A 16717-nucleotide genomic window follows, 5' to 3' on the forward strand; every position below is an offset into this window, starting at 1 on the left:
CGATCAGTAGTCCACGCCGCGGCGGGCCTTGATGCCGCTGGCGAAGGCGTGCCGGACATCCTTTACCTCGGACACGGTATCGGCCAGTTCCCGCAGTTCGCGGCCGCCACCACGCCCGGTCACGACCACCGACTGTGCCGGCGGCCGGTTGGCGATCGCATCGAGGACCCGTGTGGCGTCGAGATAGTCGTAACCCAGCATGTAGGTCAGTTCATCCAGCACCACCAGATCATAGGCCGGATCGGCGAGCATCGGCTCGGCCAGGGCCCAGGTTGCCTGCGCGGCGGCAATGTCGCCGCTGCGATCCTGGGTGTCCCAGGTGAAGCCGGTCCCCATCTGGTGGAAATCCACCTGCGGGCAGTGCTGTTGCAGATATAACTCCTCGCCGGAAAGCTGCACGCCCTTGATGAACTGGATCACGCCCACTCGCTGCCCGTAGCCGAGCGCCCGCATGACCATGCCGAAGGCGGAACTGGACTTGCCCTTGCCATTGCCGGTGAGCAGCACCAGCACGCCGCGCTCGGTATCGGCGGCTTCGATGCTGGCGTCCACCCGGGCCTTCTGTTTTTCCATCGCGGCATTGTGCCGGCGGGTTCTGTCGTCCGTGTCCATCGGGTCCACCTTGTCCGTCGTGTTGCCGGCGCACCGGTTGTGCACCGTTCAGGCGGGGAAGGCCGGGGACAGGTTGGCCGGGCGGGCAGGGGGCGCCCGGATACAGCCAGCCGGACCGCCGCCCACCGCAGCGCCAGAATCGATCATCACAGGCCGGTCTCCGGGCTTGCGAGCGGCTGTTCGCCGGGGCCTGCGCCTTCCCGGGCCGTCGGGCCCAGTGGCGATTGCAGATGCCCGTCACTCGCCTACCGTTGCGGGGGCAGCGCCGGACTGGCTGCGGTCTCGATACCGCGACGCACCGGCTTCCCGTTTCACGCCGCCGCCATTGGCGGCAGCGCACCTGTAGGGCGCGAACAGTAGGCGCGCTGCGTCACCGGGTCAACTTGGGGCGACCCCTCAAGACGGCCGGAACCGCCCGTCATGACCGGATCGGCGCCGCTTTTCCATTGCACCGGCCGTCAGCCGAATTTTTCGCCTATCCGCATAAGCGGATATAATCCGATGGATACGTTTCGACAGCAGAACAGTCATGAGCGACGTCAAGGCGGCACTGGCCGAACGCATTCTGGTGATCGACGGTGCCATGGGCACCATGATCCAGAACCACGATCCGGACGAGAACGACTACCGCGGCAAGCGATTTGCCGACTGGGACAGTGATCTCAAGGGCAACAACGATCTGCTCACCCTGTCCAAGCCGGACCTGATCCGGGATATCCACGCGCAGTATGCCGAGCAGGGCGCGGACATCATCACCACGAACACCTTCTCGGCCACTACCATCGCCCAGGCGGATTACTCGATGGAGTCGCTGGCGGCGGAAATGAACCAGGCCAGCGCCGCGCTTGCGCGCGAAGTGGCCGACGAATACAGCACCGCGGACCGGCCGCGCTGGGTTGCCGGGGTTATCGGGCCCACCAACAAGACCGCCTCGATATCGCCGGACGTGAATGACCCCGGCAAGCGAAACACCAGTTTCCTGGAGCTGGCCCAGGCGTACGGCGAAGCGACCGAGGCGCTGCTCGACAGCGGCGTCGACATCATCCTGATGGAGACCATCTTCGACACCCTCAATGCCAAGGCGGCGGTCTATGCCTTCCGCAAGCTCATGCGCGAGCGTGGCGAGGACGTGCCGCTGATGATCTCCGGCACCATCACGGACGCCTCCGGGCGCACATTGTCCGGCCAGACCACGGAAGCCTTCTACAACTCGGTGGCCCACGGACGGCCGATGACCATGGGCCTGAACTGCGCCCTGGGGCCGGATGCGCTGCGCGAATACGTGGCCGAGCTGTCCCGCATCGCCACCTGCTATATCCACGCCTATCCGAACGCCGGTCTGCCCAACGAATTCGGCGAGTACGACCTGGCGCCGGACGAGATGGCCAAGCACATCGGCGAATGGGCCGAATCCGGTCTGCTCAACATCGCCGGCGGCTGCTGCGGCTCGACCCCCGAACACATCGGCGCCATCGCCGAAGCCGTGGCCGGCGCCACCCCGCGCCAGATACCGGACATCAAGCCGGCCATGCGGCTGTCGGGGCTGGAGCCTTTTACGATCTCGGCTGCCTGAAGCTAGAAGAGGCAACCGCAGATTTCGCAGATTGGCGCAGATTGTTTTGGAGGAACGCAGGGACCCGCAGACATACGCGATTCTCGGTGCTGCCATGGAAGTGCACCGAGTCCTGGGGCCGGGCTTCCTGGAGGCTGTCTACCAGGAAGCCATGGCTCTGGAATTCGAGGCCCGTGATATTCCCTGTCAGCAAGAGTGCCGGCTCGACATTCGTTACAAGGGGCAACCGCTGGCGTGCTCGTACCGAGCCGACTTCATCTGCTACAACGAGGTCATTGTCGAGATCAAGGCAATTGAACGCATAACCCGGAACGAGCAGGCGCAGGTGATCAACTATTTGCAGGCTACCGGCATTCGACGCGCACTGCTGATCAACTTCGGTGAGCCCAGCCTGCAATATAAACGCCTTGTCCTGTCGAGGCCGCGCCCTCCGGACGAGCGCACCTGAAATCTGCGTCAATCTGCGAAATCTGCGGTTACGCGTCTTTCCTGGAAATTCCCGAATCTTCGGATAAATAAAGTCTTATGAAAGCGAACAATATATTCGTCAACGTCGGTGAACGGACCAACGTCACCGGTAGTGCCAAGTTCCGCCGGCTGATCAAGGAAGATCGCTACGACGAGGCGCTGGAAGTCGCCCGTCTGCAGGTCGAGAACGGCGCCCAGATCATCGACGTCAACATGGACGAGGGCATGCTGGACTCGGCCGAGGCCATGCGGCATTTCCTCAACCTGATCGCCGGCGAGCCGGATATCGCCCGGGTGCCGGTGATGGTGGACTCCTCCAAGTGGGAGGTCATCGAGATCGGTCTGCAGTGCATCCAGGGCAAGGGTATCGTCAACTCGATCTCGCTCAAGGAAGGCGAGGAGGCCTTCCTGGAGAAGGCGCAGCTGTGCCTGGACTACGGCGCTGCGGTGGTGATCATGGCCTTCGACGAAGAAGGTCAGGCCGACGACGAGGACCGCCGCGTGGAAATCGCCGAGCGGGCCTACAAGCTGCTGCGCGAGAAGCTGGACTTCCCGCCGCACGACATCATCTTCGACCTCAACATCTTCGCCATCGCCACCGGCATCGAGGAACACAACAACTACGCGGTGGACTTCATCAATGCCACCAAACGGGTGCGTGAATCCTGCCCGGGCGTGCATGTCTCCGGCGGGCTGTCGAACGTGTCGTTCTCGTTCCGGGGCAACGAGGGCGTGCGCCGGGCGATGCACTCGGTATTCCTGTATCACGCCATTCCGGCCGGCCTGGACATGGCCATCGTCAACGCGGGCCAGCTCGACGTCTACGACCAGATTCCCGAGAAGCTGCGCGAGGCGGTCGAGGACGTCATTCTCAACCGCAACGACAACGCCACCGAAGCCCTGCTGGACATGGCCGAGGAGTTCAAGGGCGACGGCAAGGAAAAGGCCAGCCAGGAAGACCTGGCCTGGCGCGAGTTCGAGGTCAACAAACGGCTCGAACACGCGCTGGTCAAGGGCATCGACAGCTACGTGGTCGACGACACCGAGGAAGCCCGCCAGGCCGCCACCCGACCGCTGGACGTGATCGAGGGGCCGTTGATGGACGGCATGAACGTGGTGGGCGACCTGTTCGGCGCCGGCAAGATGTTCCTGCCCCAGGTGGTGAAGTCCGCCCGCGTTATGAAGAAGGCGGTGGCGCACCTGCTGCCTTACATCGAGGAAGAAAAGGCGGAGGCCGACAAGGGCAGCAACAACGGCAAGATCATCATGGCCACGGTCAAGGGCGACGTCCACGACATCGGCAAGAACATCGTGGGCGTGGTGCTCCAGTGCAACAACTTTGAAGTGGTTGATCTGGGCGTGATGGTGCCGCTGCAGAAGATCCTGGATACGGCGGAAGAGGAAAAGGCCGACATCATCGGCCTGTCCGGCCTGATCACCCCGAGCCTCGACGAGATGGTCAATGTGGCCAAGGAAATGCAGCGCCGCGGCATGACCCAGCCGCTGATGATCGGCGGGGCGACCACCTCACGCGCCCACACCGCGGTCAAGATCGACCCCACCTACGATCAGCCCGTGGTGTGGGTGAAGGACGCCAGCCGGTCGGTGCCGGTGGCCTCCAAGCTTGCCCTGCCGGATTCGCGCAAGACGATGCAGGAAGAGCTCAAGAAGGAATACGACGAAGTGCGCGAGCGCCACGCCAGCAAGCGTCAGCAGAAATTCCTGTCGCTGGCCGATGCCCGCGCCAACAAGGTCAAGCTCGACTGGGACAGCTACGACCCGCCGCACCCGGTGCTGCCCGAGGCCACCGACTACGCCCGGCGCCAGCCGGTGGCGGAAGCGGGTGAGGCGGTCGCGGCCGCGGGTGCGAACAGCGCCGCCCAGTCCGGCATGTACGTGTTCGAGGATTTCCCGATCGAGATCCTGATCGAGACCATCGACTGGACGCCGTTCTTCATGTCCTGGGAGATGAAGGGCCGCTATCCCAACATCCTCAACGACCCGAACAAGGGCCCCGAGGCCCGCAAGCTGTTCGACGACGCCCAGGCCATGCTCAAGCAGATCGTCGACGAGAAGTGGCTTACCGCCAATGGCGTGGCCGGTATCTTCCCGGCCGCCACGGTCAACGACGACGATATCGCGGTGCTGTCCGACGACCGGTCGCAGACCCTGCGCACGATCCACAACCTGCGGCAGCAGGCCGAGCATCGCGAGGGCGTGCCCAACCGCTGCCTGGCCGATTTCATCGCGCCGCAGGACAGCGGCAAGCCGGACTGGGTCGGCGGCTTTGCCGTCACTGCCGGGCTGGGTTCCAACGCCAAGGTGGAGGAATTCAAGGCCGCCAACGACGACTACAGCGCGATCATGGTGGAGGCGCTGGCAGACCGGCTGGCCGAATCCTTCGCGGAATGGCTGCACAAGCACGTGCGCACCGAAATCTGGGGCCACAGCGCCAACGAAGATCTGCCCAACGAGGACCTGATCGCCGAAAAGTATGACGGCATCCGCCCGGCGCCCGGCTATCCGGCCTGCCCGGAGCATACCCAGAAGGACGACATCTGGGAGCTGCTGGACGTGGAAAACAACACCGGCATCGAACTGACCGAATCCCGCGCCATGTGGCCCGGGGCGGCGGTATCGGGCTTCTACTTCAGCCATCCCGAGTCGCGCTACTTCGTGGTCGGCCGGGTTGCCAAGGACCAGGTGCAGGATTACGCCAGGCGCAAGGGCTGGGATGTGGAAACCGCGGAACGCTGGATCGGCCCGAACCTGGGTTACGAGCCCACGGAATAGGCGGCGGTTTCAGGCCGCCTCGATCTGGGCGGAAATCCGCTCGGTCTTGCGCAGGAACGCGGCGATGTCGCTGCCCGGCATGGGGCGGCCGAGCAGGTAGCCCTGCAGGGTGTCGCAGCCCAGGGACTTGAGCAGGCTCATCTGCTCGGCGTTTTCCACTCCCTCGGCCACCACTTCCAGCTCCAGGTTGTGGGCCATGCCGATGATGGCGTTGACGATGGCGCAGTCGTTGCGATCCCGCAGGATGTCACGCACGAACTGCTTGTCGATCTTGAGTACGTCCACCGGGAACCGGTTCAGGTACGACAGGCTGGCGTAGCCGGTGCCGAAGTCATCGATGGCGATGCGCACGCCCAGGCGCCGCAGGCGGCCGAGGGTTTCGGCCGCAAGTGCCGGGCTGTCAATGAGTACGTTCTCGGTGACTTCCAGCGTCAGCATCGAAGCCGGCAGCCCGTGCTGCTTCAGACAGCCCAGGATCCGGTCGGCGAATCGCTCGGCCGCCAGTTCGCGTGGCGAGATATTCACACCGACGGGCAGATCGAAACCGATATCGGCTCGCAGCGCTGCGATTTCCCGGCAGGCGAGATGCGCTACCGCGTCGCCCAGTGCGATGATCAGGCCCGCGTCCTCGGCCAGGTCAATGAAGTCGATGGGTGATAGTTCGCCATGGGTAGGATGCTGCCAGCGCACCAGCGCCTCGAATCCGATCAGTGACGCCGTACTCAGCCGGAACTGGGGCTGGAACCGGAGGAATAGCTGGTCGCCCGCCGCCAGCGCCTCGCGCAGGTCGTTTTCCAGTTGAAGCTTGTCGCCGTCATCTTCGTCGGTCTGTGTCTGGCTGAACCAGACGTAGGTATCCGCCCTGGCCCGTTTGGCGTCGTACATCGCGGCATCGGCATGGCGAAGCAAGGTTTCCGGGTCGCGACCATGTTCCGGAAACAGGGCAATGCCGAGGCTGGCACGTGGATACAAACGCTCCCCGTCAATGATCAGCGGGCGTTCGATTGCCGCCAGAAGTTCTTCGGCCAGTCGGGCAACCTGCCTCGTGTCATGAACATCGGGCACCAGTACCACGAACTCGTCCCCGCCCATACGTGCCACCAGGCCGTTCCCGTCCACAGCCTGTCGCAGCCGGCCGCCCACGCGCCGCAGGAGCACATCGCCGGCATGATGGCCACGGGCATCGTTGATACGCTTGAGTCGGTCGAGGTCGATCATCATGACGGCGAGTCTGCCGTCGGCGGCGGCCTCGGCATCCCGGACTGCCTGCTCCAGCTGATCCTGCATCAAGCGACGGTTGGCAAGCCCGGTTAAGGGGTCGTGCAGGGCCAGATGCTGAATTCTCGACTCTGCCTTGCGACGTTCGGAAATATCCGCCACCAACGCGACGGCCTGTATCCCCTCGGCGGTATTCATCGCGTTGACGGCGATGCTGACGGGGAATACTCGCCCATAAGCGTCGACCGCGTCGGCTTCGAATCGGAGTGCATCACTACCCGGCCCGCCGCTGGCGAAGAAATCGTTCGCAATGGTGCGCAGCCGCTTGTGTTCGGCGGGTGGGAACAGCGTGATCATGTCGATGCCCGCCAGGGTGGCCGCCGGGCGCTGAAAGATACGCTCCGCGCCGGCACTGAAACTGCTGATTCGATGGTCGCTGCCCACAGTAATGATGCCGTCCACGGTGGCTTCCAGGATGGCGCGATGGCGCTTCTCCGAGTCCGCGTAGGCACGGCTGAGCCTGCCGGCCAGCTCGAATGCCTTGCGTTCAGAGCGCAGCAGATTCCAGACAATGGAGAAGATCAGCGCGGTCATCAGCAGCCCGGCGATCAATACCAGCCAGGGGGCACCGATCAGGTTATGGCCGAAGGCCGATCGAGTATCGAGTGTGATCCGCCATTCGCGACCGGCGACAGTCATCGTCGTGGTGCGCGTCAACGCATTGCCAGTCGGGCCTTCGGGCAGGGAGTCGAAAAGCTCGCCTCCGCTTTCATCTACCACCCGGATGCGGAGATTATCGAATCGGGATCCCAGCAGGCTATGGAACAGATCCCCCATCCGGAAGACACCATAGACAAATCCCGTCAGCGTGCGGTCGCTGGATCCGGATCGATCATTGCCCGCGGTCTCGTCCGCATAAACGGGCAGATACAGCAACGTGCCCGCCTGGATATCATGGTCCAGCTCCTGGCGCAGCGTTACCGGGCCCGACAAGGTCGCGCGTCCGCTGTTCCAGGCGGTTTGCATGGCACTCGCGCGAGTGTCTTCCGACAGCATGTCGTAGCCGAGCGCCCGACGATTACGCTCGTCCAGCGGCGACAGGAACTGGATGGCGGTGTACAGGCTTCGTTCGGTGTCTCGGGGATGAACCTGGAAGTCGCTAAAGCCGTCGGCGCGTACGCGCCGCTCGAAAGCCGCGATCTCCGACGGCGCAAGAGCCCGGGCGAAACCCACGCCCTGAATGCCGGGGTAGGATTCGCGCAGGGCGGCGCTTTCCATGAATGTATGCCAGGTCTGCCAGCTGACCTGCGGCATCAACTCGAATAGTGTGGCCGCGGTACGCAATCCCTGCGTGTAATCGACCATGCGGTCGTTGATCGTGGCTTTTACCTCAGCCACATGTCGATCAAAAATCCGGTTCTTTGCCGCCGTCTCCGCCCGATAACTGTTCCAGGCAGCGATACCGGTCAACCCCAGCATGACGAATACCAGCAGACCGGTTAGCCCGTAGCGAACTGAAGTTCGTCGGAGCAAGCCTGAAATCCGCCGTCTGACAGTCATGCCGCGCCCGGCTCACGTTCTGTTGAAGGTCAATGGTGCCACGCCTGTTATCGGCATGATGTCGTCCGCCCGCACGGAATTGCCCATATAACGTCTGCCAGGCCTTTCCGCGTGATCTTGATATCGATGCCCGGGGCCGATGAACGCCGGCCGGGCTTGCTGGCGTCTCGGTTGTGTGCCACCAGAACTATTAGGTTGCGCATCGAAAATCCTACTGAGTCAGTATACTTGGCGCCCATTCTGGCGAAAGACAGGCATGACCTCGAAGATGGAAAAGGATCAGCCCGGCGCCGGCCGTCTGGCCCATGCGCCGGCCGATCATCCGGCCGTGGCCCCGGCCCGGGTCGGCGTGGTGCTGGCCAATCTGGGTACCCCGGACGACACCGACTACTGGTCCATGCGCAGGTATCTCGGCGAATTCCTGTCCGACCGGCGGGTGGTGGATTACGCTGCCTGGAAATGGCAGCCGCTTCTGCAGCTCGTCATTCTCAGCAAGCGCCCGTTCTCCTCCGGCAAGGCCTACAAGAGCATCTGGAACACCGAACGGGACGAAAGCCCGCTGCTGACCATCACCCGCGCGCAGACCGAGCGGGTCCGCGAGCAGCTGACCGCCCGTCACGGCGACGCGGTGGCCGTGGACTTCTGCATGCGCTACGGCAATCCGTCCACGCCGAGCGTGCTCGAACGCATGCGCGAGCAGGGCTGCGAGCGGATCGTGTTCTTCCCGCTTTATCCCCAGTACGGCTCACCCACCACCGCCACCGCCAACGACCAGGCGTTCCGCAGTCTGATGCGGATGAAATGGCAGCCCGCCATTCGCACTGTTCCGGCCTATTTCGAGCATCCGGCCTACGTGCAGGCGCTGGCCAACTCGGTGCGTGACGTCTACGCGGAACTGGAACAGCCGCCCACCCGGCTGGTGGCCAGCTACCACGGGGTGCCGGAGCGGTATCTGCTGGAAGGCGACCCGTACCACTGCCAGTGTCAGAAGACCACGCGGCTGCTGCGCGATGCCCTGGGATTCCCGGCGGAAACGGTCGAGACCACGTTCCAGTCCCAGTTCGGCCCGGAGAAATGGGTGGGTCCGCCGACCGTGGATCGTGTGGCCGAACTGGCCCGGGCCGGACACAAGCGCATCGCCGTGATCTCACCGGCGTTTTCGTCGGACTGTGTGGAAACCCTGGAGGAAATCCAGCAGGAAATCCGCGACAGCTTCCTGGCGGCCGGTGGCGAGCAGTTCACTTATGTTCCCTGCCTGAACGACCGCGACGATCATATCGAAGCCCTGGTTCAGGTGCTGGAAACGGAACTGGCCGGCTGGCTGTAGCGGCGCCCAGCCGTTCCGCCAGCAGCGTTGCCGTCAGCCCGGTGTCCATTGCTACCCGCGGTCCGGGGAGAAAGACTGCCGATATCAGGCCGATCAGGCCGGCCGGCGGCATTCGCGCCCGGGGCAGACAGGCAGGATCATGGCGGCGCCGCATGAGCCGGACGTGCCGCGAGGGTGCCTACTTCAGAATTGGCCGCAGGTCCTCGAGCTTGTCGAACAGGTGCCAGATGTAACCGTCTGTGCCATTTTCGCGGTGCGGATGCAGGTCGGCGAGTGCCGGGTCGTTGCAGTAGCTTTCGAAGGCCTCCTTCGACTCCCACTCCACCAGCACCATCACCGAGCGTGGCTCGATGTCACCGGCGGCGGATTCGCGGTACTTGCCGAGGGCCACCACCCGGCCACCGTGCGCCGCCACTTCCTTGGCCGAGCGACGGGAATAGGCCAGGTACTCGTCCCGGTTGGAGACGTTGAACAGGTTCAGCGCGTAAACGGGCTGGGACATGCCGATTTCCTTCTTTGGTTGAATGACTCCACGCGAGGCGGCGGGGAGGTGCACGAGAATACCGCGCAGACCCCGGGCATCACGCTACCAGGCGCAGACGTCACCCTCCGGCGACGCCGCGACCATCGGCTGCTGTGATTCCGCCAGTGTTCTCGCCGCCATGCAGTGGCACATGGGCGCCACCGAGCCCTTGGAGGCGGCGCGAAACGCGGCCAGATGCGCCTGCCGGAATGTCTCGTACGCATCGCGGGCCTCGCGGATCAGCGCCTGCGTTTGCGGGTCGGAGGCGTGGCGGTCGAGCAGGGCGTCGTACTCCGCCTGCAGGGCCGCCGCCGCGGCCTCGGCTTCATCGCAGGCATCGCGGTTCATGCCCGCCTGGGTCGGCGCCGAGGCCAGCAGATCCACGGCAGCGCCCGAGGGCGAGATGAGCAGGGCGGTGAGAATCAACAGAATCCGGATGTTGTTCATCGGCAGCATTCAGTCATCGGTGAAGTGCCCGCCTCAGCCCCGTGAACCCGGAATCCGCCGGCCGACTGTCACGAACCGGTAGGCCCCGACCATCGTCACTAAGCCGCCGGCGCCAATCAGAACCCCGGCAATCGCCCACAACCACGGATGATAGGGAAAGAAATGCAGCAGGATGGCACCCGCACCGGCCAGGGCAAGCGCCGTGCGGATGTAGGCCAGCAGCGTCCGCTCGTTGGCAAGCCGGGTGCGTTCCGCCGCCAGGTTATCTCTGAGTTGGGTGTCGTTCATCGCGTCGGCTCGCTCATCGTGGGTCAGAGTACCCCAAGCGCCTCAAGACACGCCCTGCCAAGCTCGGTGCGGACGCCGGGGTCGGTACCCTCCTGCATGGCCATGTTCAGCGCAAAGGCGTATACGCGGTCATCCCTTTCCACCCAGCCGACCCACCAGCCTACGCCGGGGTCCGGCGCGTTCTCCCAGCCGGTCTTGCCGTACAGCCGCCAGTCGTCGCCCGCGTCCAGCAGGACGATATCCCGCACGCTCGCCTGAATTTCCCCGGATACCGGCAAATCGCCTCGGGCCAGTCGGGCCAGGAACCGTGTCTGCTCCACGGCACTGATCGCGAGCGGACCGTCCAGCCAGAATCGGTCGACCGTCGTGCCGATGTCCTCGTTCCCGAAGCCGAGTTTCGACACCCAGACCTGCATCCGCTCCAGCCCGATCCGTCTCGCCAGTGCCTGATAGATCGGCACATTGGATATCGCGATGGCGTCGCGCAGCCCCATGTCCCGTTCCCAGGCCGGGTAGGGCTGCGGCTGGCCGCCGTAGGGGAGCACGACATCCACACTCGCCACCGCGCCCACGGAAAGGCCGATCAGGCTGTTCGGGATCTTGAACGTCGAGGCCGGCACGAAGCGTGTCCGGGCACGGGGCTCATTGTGGCCGACCAAACCGCCGACATCGGCGTCATACAGGACAAACGTTCCGGTCACGCCGGCGCTGTCGAACAACGCCCCGAGCGCCGGGCTTTCCTGCCAGCCCGCCGGGACGGCCTGCAGCGAGACAAGCATGAGCATTACGCCAAGCGCCGATTTCACGTTGTTCTGCTTGCCATGCAATTTCCTGCGCAGGCTGACTTACCGCTTTGCCGCCACATGCCGATTGAAGTTGTCGAGAATGGCTTGCCAGCCTTCCCGCTGCTGCTCCACGGAATGCGCGGGCTCACTATCGAACGTTACCTGGACTCTGACGCCATGCGGCGTTTCGGCAAACGCGACCTCCGCGGCGCGATCCCCGAAACTGTACTCGATCAGCTGGTGCTCGACGATGCGCGTATAGGTTCCGGAAAAATCGAATCCCATGCTGCCGTCCCTGGCCTCCATTCTCGAGCAGAAAGCGCCGCCCTCCCGCAGGTCCACGGAGGCAGCCGTCGTATGCCAATCCTCGGAGGCCGCGTTCCACTGCTTGATGTCGTCGGGGGTTGTATAGGCACGCCAGACCTGGTCGATAGGTGCATCAACGGTAGTTTCAACCCGGATTTTCATTGTGCTCATCCTTGATCTTGGGCGGTTGTATCGCTGGCAAACCCAACCCCATACCAGCATGCATTGTTGTAGGGCGGACTTCAGTCCGCCGCTTTCACATGTCTCCAGAACAAGGCGGCTCAGTCTGCCGCGGCGAAATGGGCCAGCTGGTCCGCGTGCGCCTTCACGAACGCCGGGCGTGAGGTGGCGCGCTCGACATAGCGCCGACAGACTGGATACGCCGCCAGTCCCTCGAACCGATGGACCAGGCGCAGGACATCCGCCATCAGAATGTCGGCCACGGAAAAGGTGCCGGCCAGCCACTCGCGTCCGGTGAGCACCGACTCCAGGTGCTGGAGCCGGGATGCCAGGAACCCGTCCAGACACTTTCGCCCCGGCGTGTCTGCCGTATCACCGGAGAAGAAGAACAGGGACCAGGGCAGGCTTGCCATTTCCACGGAATTGAGCGCCGCGAACAGCCATGTGATGACCTCGCGGCGCTCCTGCGCATCGGTCGGTATCAGCGCATCACTGCGCTCGCCCAGATACAGCAGGATCGCGCCGCTTTCGAAGATCGAGATGTCTCCGTCGGTCAGCCACGGCACCTGCCCAAAGGGCTGGTGCGAGTAATGCCCGGTATCCCGGTCGCGGAAGGGCACGCTGTCAACGCGGTATGGCAAGCGGGCTTCTTCGAGCGCCCAACGGACTCGCAGGTCGCGCACATAACCCCGCGGCATCTCGGGAACCCAATCGAAGGTGGTCAGGATCAGGTCCGCCATTCACCGTCTCCTTGCGCAAGTCCCATTATCAGGCGGTTGTATCGCTGGCAGACCGGCCGGAACGAGAGGCCGGCTAAAGCCGGCCCTACATCAGAAGGCATTGTCGTAGGGCGGACTTCAGTCCGCCACTTTCAACCGCCCTCTGGCCGGGTCGGGCTAACACCCCATTATTAACCCATCGACAGAGTGGCGGGAAGACGCCCGGCGTCAGCCGTAGGGCGGACTTCAGTCCGCCACTTTCAACTACTCTCTGGCCGGATCGCGCTAACGCCCCATTATTAACCCATCGACAGAGTGGCGAGAAGACGACCGGCGTCAGTCGTAGGGCGGACTTCAGTCCGCCACTTTCAACTACTCTCTGGCCGGATTGCGCTCACACCCCATTATTAACCCATTGCCAGCGGCGGGAACAGAAAGCGGCGGTAGCGATGTGTCGCAGTGCTCGCAGGTTGGCCGGAGCGCCAGCATCGTCAGCTACGAAATCAGGCAAAGCGCGATCAACGGCGCCAGGTTGAGGAGAAGGATGCCGATCTTGTAGAGGGCAACGCCCATGTAATTGAGCGCGTCGAACGTTTCCACGGAAAGCCTGAACCAGCGGGTATGCGTCCGGTAAACCCAGTCATGGGCCAGGCTGAATGCGGCGAACCAGACCAGAAGCACGCCGTAGTTGATCACCGTGCTCCACAGCAGTACCACTTTCAGCTCGTCAACCGTCATGGCTTACCTCCATGGTGCCCGGTACGGGCACCAGCGCCGATTTCAGTCGGACTTGTCATTCTGTGGCGGGCGGCGCAGTTCGAAACCGCGCACGATCACATACGCGATCAGCGCGACGAGAAACACGATCAGGAACAGCCACGCCATGCTCTGCAGCGTCTCGATCACGGTTCGATAGATCTCCAGCGTCCAGCGCTCCGGCGTCAGCTCCAGTATCTGCGCGCCTTCATGCGGGGCGCTTATGTAGCGCTCCAGCTGGTGCACCCGAACCCCGCCCGAAATACCGACCACGAACGCGGCGAACTTGATGTAGCGGTGCCAGGCCGATGACAGCTCGGCGGACACGATCCGGGCAAGCACCGCGCCGATGGGGCGGTTGAACAGAAAGACCGTCACCGCGGCCACGCCGGCGGCAACGAGCAGGGTGACGATCAGCAGGGTGAAAAACATCGGTACTGTCTCCTGGCGGCAGAATCCGGCCGGCCGCGGTCCGCGTGATGGTCCAGCGCCTTGTGGCGCGCCTGGCCTGTCATGCCGCTAGTCCGCGGCCCGGGGGGCACTAAGGCTCTTGCTGTAGAAGCCGGACTGGTCAAAGCAGCAGACACGCTTCCTGCCCGAAGCAAGCATGTCACAGGCGCTATCCACCCGGCGAGCTCGAGTGCTGGCCTGTTTGGCAGACTCGATCCAGTGAATCCAGTCCACTCGTGCAATGGTCGTTGTGGCGTCCCAGCAGGCCTTTGCCGCCGGATGAGCCGCCAGCGCTTCCCGTAGATCATCGGGCAGCCGTGGCTCCGGTTCCGGATCGGCCGGCGAGATTCGCACGGTAACCGTATCGCCGATATTCGCCCCGGCAGCCTCGCGCAGCTCCCGGCTCACCGTGAACCAGTGCCCAAGCTGACCGTCGGGATCGAGCGTGGCGCTAAATGCGTACCCGTTGATGGTGCCCTCGACCGACGTCCTTCCACGTCTGGGCAACTGGTCGCTTGCGGCCCTGGGCAGAACAATAAAAGCCCACGAATCATCCTCACCCGGCTTCGCCGGGCGAAGTAATCGGGTTTCGAAGGTGGCTACGTCAGTTGTTTCCATGTCCGGATACCGTTGACGTCCAACATCACAGGTCAGCGGCGTGGCCGCGACGCGGACACATCCACCGGCGCGCCTTGTTCGGCACCATCGAGGTTGTCGCTGAGCACCTTGTGTCGATGGGCAAAGAGATGACGGACGAACCAGCCTGTAAGCCGCCGCGCCAGGCGCGGTTGCAGCGTGAGCTGATCGACCAGCAGCACCGCATCAGGCGCCGAAGGGCAGGGCGCAATGTGCCGCTCGTGTCGCCACAGCGTCATCGAGCCCATGGGAGATTGCTCGATAAAACCGATGCCGAGTGTCAGCTCGAGCAAGGTCATATCCGAATAATCAATCGGCACGACGCCGAACAGCAACAGGTAGCTCCGAAACAGCCGAACCCCTGGCTCGACCTGCACGTCGGCCAGGGACTGCACGCGTTTCGGTGAGGTCATGCGCAGAAACGGCCACAGCTCCGCCGCGATGCCATTGATCGAACTGATCCATGCCCATACCCGCTCATGCGGCGCCAGCAGCCGGGATTCGAAACGGATTGAAATGGCATCACTCACTGAAATGCACTCTGTTGTGGTGCCCGACCCCGCCTCTTGTCAGCCTCTGGCACCGAATGCCTCATGGTAAGTCACCCGGCCGACAGCCGGATTCTGCCCGAGGACCGAGAGCGTGATGAGATTGCCATCGGGGCCACACAGCTGCGCCAGCGTCGAATAATCTCCCGGAATGTCATCCGCCTTGGGTGAAGCCCCCTGATAGGCGCGCGTTCATGGGAACGAGAACATGTTTACAAGCAGACCATTCGGATCCGCCACCATAAACCGCCTCATCCCGAATTCCTCGTCGCATATGTCTTTCGCCACTTCGAAACCGCGGCCTTTCACGACAGCGTATGTGGCCTCAACATCCTCGACCTGTACAGACAGGATGACGCCCTGTGGCGGATGCTGGAAAGCTCTTGGTGTGAACTCATGGTCGAGACGCATGATGCCGATTTGAAGTTCCGGCTTTTCGGGCGACGCCATCTGGATGTACCAGCCCTCGTGCTCGAAGCCAACGACAAAACCCAGCAACTCCATATAGAAATCGCGAGTCCTTTCCATCTTGTCCGTGCAGATGTTCGGAAGCAGTCGCGTAGCGGTTGTACCTTCCATCGTTGAACCTCGTTTGCCTTAGCCCCTTTTAGCCGCCCAACAACGCCGCCAGCGCGCGGCTACGGAATGCAGGCGAGGCCGTAAGGCAGTAGCCGTGACTGGCTTTGTTATGCATTTTGGCACTGCTTGAACTCATAGCCAGTACCGTTTTCCTTGTTGACCAAAGTGCTGAGCTTTGCGAACCCCAGCCCCTTCGACCATCCCCCGCTATTGAGTAGCAGGCTGATCTGGAGTCCAATCACCCGAAGTCTGGAGATTGGACATGAAGAAGCGCTACACGGAAGAGCAGATCATTGGTTTTCTGAAGGAGGCCGAGGCGGGAACGCCGGTTAAAGAGCTGTGCCGCCGGCACGGTTTCTCCGAGGCCAGCTATTACACCTGGCGAAACAAGTTCGGCGGCATGGACGTCTCGGACGCCAAGCGTCTGAAAGCCCTTGAGGCGGAGAACGGCCGCTTGAAACGCCTGTTGGCCGAATCGATGCTCGAAAACGAGGTCACGCGCGAGGCCTTGCGAAAAAAATGGTGACCGCAACAGCCAGGCGCGAGCTGGTGCGGTTCATGAGTCAGCGCGGCTTGAGCGAACGTCGTTCGCTGGCCGTGGTGGCGATGAGTCCAAGCGCATTTCGATATCAGCCGGCACCGGATCGCAACGCGTGTTTACGCGCCGAGATCCTGCGCCTGGCGCAGCGCTATCGCCGCTACGGCGCGCCGATGATCTATCTCAAGCTTCGCCAAGCCGGCTGGGTCGTGAATCACAAGCGTGTCGAGCGGCTCTATGCTGAACAATGCCTGCAAGTGCGTCGTCGACGACGCAAGAAGGTGCCGACGGCTGATCGGCAGCCGTTGATGCGTCCCGCGCGAGCGAACGAAGTCTGGTCGATGGACTTTGTATTCGATCGGGTCGCCGATGGCCGGGCCATCAAGTGTCTGGGCATCGTTGATGACGCCA

General features: G+C 63.2%; 15 protein-coding genes, 3 pseudogenes and 1 riboswitch. Of the genes and pseudogenes, 5 read left to right on the forward strand and 13 right to left on the reverse strand.

Annotation, left to right across the window (positions count from 1 at the left end; genetic code table 11):
* Window positions 1-3: 3 nt before the first annotated feature.
* Window positions 4-612 carry a cob(I)yrinic acid a,c-diamide adenosyltransferase gene (cobO, locus tag RM532_RS11510; protein ID WP_311653477.1) on the reverse strand — a complete coding sequence of 203 codons (609 nt, stop codon included), beginning with the start codon at window positions 610-612 and terminating at the stop codon, window positions 4-6.
* 134 nt (window positions 613-746) lie between these two features.
* Window positions 747-971: riboswitch (cobalamin riboswitch) on the reverse strand.
* Window positions 972-1141: 170 nt separating this feature from the next.
* On the opposite strand from cobO, the pseudogene RM532_RS11515 reads away from it, so the two are divergent.
* The 3 genes and pseudogenes from RM532_RS11515 to metH form a co-directional block, all read left to right on the forward strand.
* Window positions 1142-2176, forward strand: a pseudogene (locus RM532_RS11515) (homocysteine S-methyltransferase family protein); the annotation flags it as partial.
* A 40-nt stretch (window positions 2177-2216) separates the two neighbouring features.
* Window positions 2217-2633 (forward strand): GxxExxY protein, encoded by a 417-nt coding sequence (locus RM532_RS11520; protein WP_311653479.1) that lies wholly within the window; start codon window positions 2217-2219, stop codon window positions 2631-2633.
* Between the two features lie 89 nt (window positions 2634-2722).
* A pseudogene (gene metH / locus RM532_RS11525) lies at window positions 2723-5446 on the forward strand (methionine synthase); the annotation flags it as partial.
* A 9-nt stretch (window positions 5447-5455) separates the two neighbouring features.
* On the opposite strand, the gene RM532_RS11530 reads toward metH, so the two are convergent.
* On the reverse strand, window positions 5456-8062 hold the full coding sequence (locus tag RM532_RS11530) for a bifunctional diguanylate cyclase/phosphodiesterase (protein ID WP_311653481.1): 2607 nt from the start codon (window positions 8060-8062) through the stop codon (window positions 5456-5458).
* A gap of 418 nt (window positions 8063-8480) precedes the next feature.
* Here RM532_RS11530 and hemH point away from each other — a divergent pair, with 418 nt between their 5' ends.
* A complete protein-coding gene (gene hemH, locus RM532_RS11535; protein WP_311653482.1) occupies window positions 8481-9551 on the forward strand; it encodes a ferrochelatase in 1071 nt (356 codons plus the stop codon).
* Window positions 9552-9729: 178 nt separating this feature from the next.
* Here the strand turns inward: hemH and RM532_RS11540 are convergent, their stop codons facing one another.
* The 11 genes from RM532_RS11540 to RM532_RS11590 form a co-directional block, all read right to left on the reverse strand.
* Window positions 9730-10053 carry a DUF1330 domain-containing protein gene (locus RM532_RS11540; protein WP_311653483.1) on the reverse strand — a complete coding sequence of 108 codons (324 nt, stop codon included), beginning with the start codon at window positions 10051-10053 and terminating at the stop codon, window positions 9730-9732.
* A gap of 84 nt (window positions 10054-10137) precedes the next feature.
* Window positions 10138-10521: a lysozyme inhibitor LprI family protein gene (locus RM532_RS11545; protein WP_311653484.1), complete on the reverse strand. Its 384-nt coding sequence runs from the start codon at window positions 10519-10521 to the stop codon at window positions 10138-10140.
* A 33-nt stretch (window positions 10522-10554) separates the two neighbouring features.
* A complete protein-coding gene (locus tag RM532_RS11550; RefSeq protein ID WP_311653485.1) occupies window positions 10555-10809 on the reverse strand; it encodes a DUF202 domain-containing protein in 255 nt (84 codons plus the stop codon).
* Window positions 10810-10832: 23 nt separating this feature from the next.
* Window positions 10833-11615, reverse strand: a complete 783-nt coding sequence (gene blaOXA, locus RM532_RS11555) for a class D beta-lactamase (protein WP_423246896.1) — start codon at window positions 11613-11615, stop codon at window positions 10833-10835.
* Between the two features lie 39 nt (window positions 11616-11654).
* On the reverse strand, window positions 11655-12062 hold the full coding sequence (locus RM532_RS11560; protein ID WP_311653487.1) for an SRPBCC family protein: 408 nt from the start codon (window positions 12060-12062) through the stop codon (window positions 11655-11657).
* 119 nt (window positions 12063-12181) lie between these two features.
* A complete protein-coding gene (locus RM532_RS11565) occupies window positions 12182-12820 on the reverse strand; it encodes a glutathione S-transferase family protein (RefSeq protein WP_311653488.1) in 639 nt (212 codons plus the stop codon).
* A gap of 474 nt (window positions 12821-13294) precedes the next feature.
* Window positions 13295-13537 carry a DUF6868 family protein gene (locus RM532_RS11570; protein WP_311653489.1) on the reverse strand — a complete coding sequence of 81 codons (243 nt, stop codon included), beginning with the start codon at window positions 13535-13537 and terminating at the stop codon, window positions 13295-13297.
* 42 nt (window positions 13538-13579) lie between these two features.
* Window positions 13580-13987: a hypothetical protein gene (locus RM532_RS11575; protein ID WP_311653490.1), complete on the reverse strand. Its 408-nt coding sequence runs from the start codon at window positions 13985-13987 to the stop codon at window positions 13580-13582.
* Between the two features lie 87 nt (window positions 13988-14074).
* On the reverse strand, window positions 14075-14623 hold the full coding sequence (locus RM532_RS11580) for a YdeI/OmpD-associated family protein (RefSeq protein WP_311653491.1): 549 nt from the start codon (window positions 14621-14623) through the stop codon (window positions 14075-14077).
* A gap of 32 nt (window positions 14624-14655) precedes the next feature.
* Complete coding sequence (locus RM532_RS11585) at window positions 14656-15171, reverse strand: hypothetical protein (RefSeq protein WP_311653492.1); 516 nt, start codon at window positions 15169-15171, stop codon at window positions 14656-14658.
* A 210-nt stretch (window positions 15172-15381) separates the two neighbouring features.
* Window positions 15382-15768: a VOC family protein gene (locus RM532_RS11590; protein ID WP_311653493.1), complete on the reverse strand. Its 387-nt coding sequence runs from the start codon at window positions 15766-15768 to the stop codon at window positions 15382-15384.
* 262 nt (window positions 15769-16030) lie between these two features.
* On the opposite strand from RM532_RS11590, the pseudogene RM532_RS11595 reads away from it, so the two are divergent.
* Window positions 16031-16717: pseudogene (locus RM532_RS11595) on the forward strand (transposase); the annotation flags it as partial.

Origin of the sequence: Spectribacter hydrogenoxidans, assembly GCF_031846275.1 — a bacterium.
Classification (GTDB): domain Bacteria; phylum Pseudomonadota; class Gammaproteobacteria; order Nevskiales; family Salinisphaeraceae; genus Spectribacter; species Spectribacter hydrogenoxidans.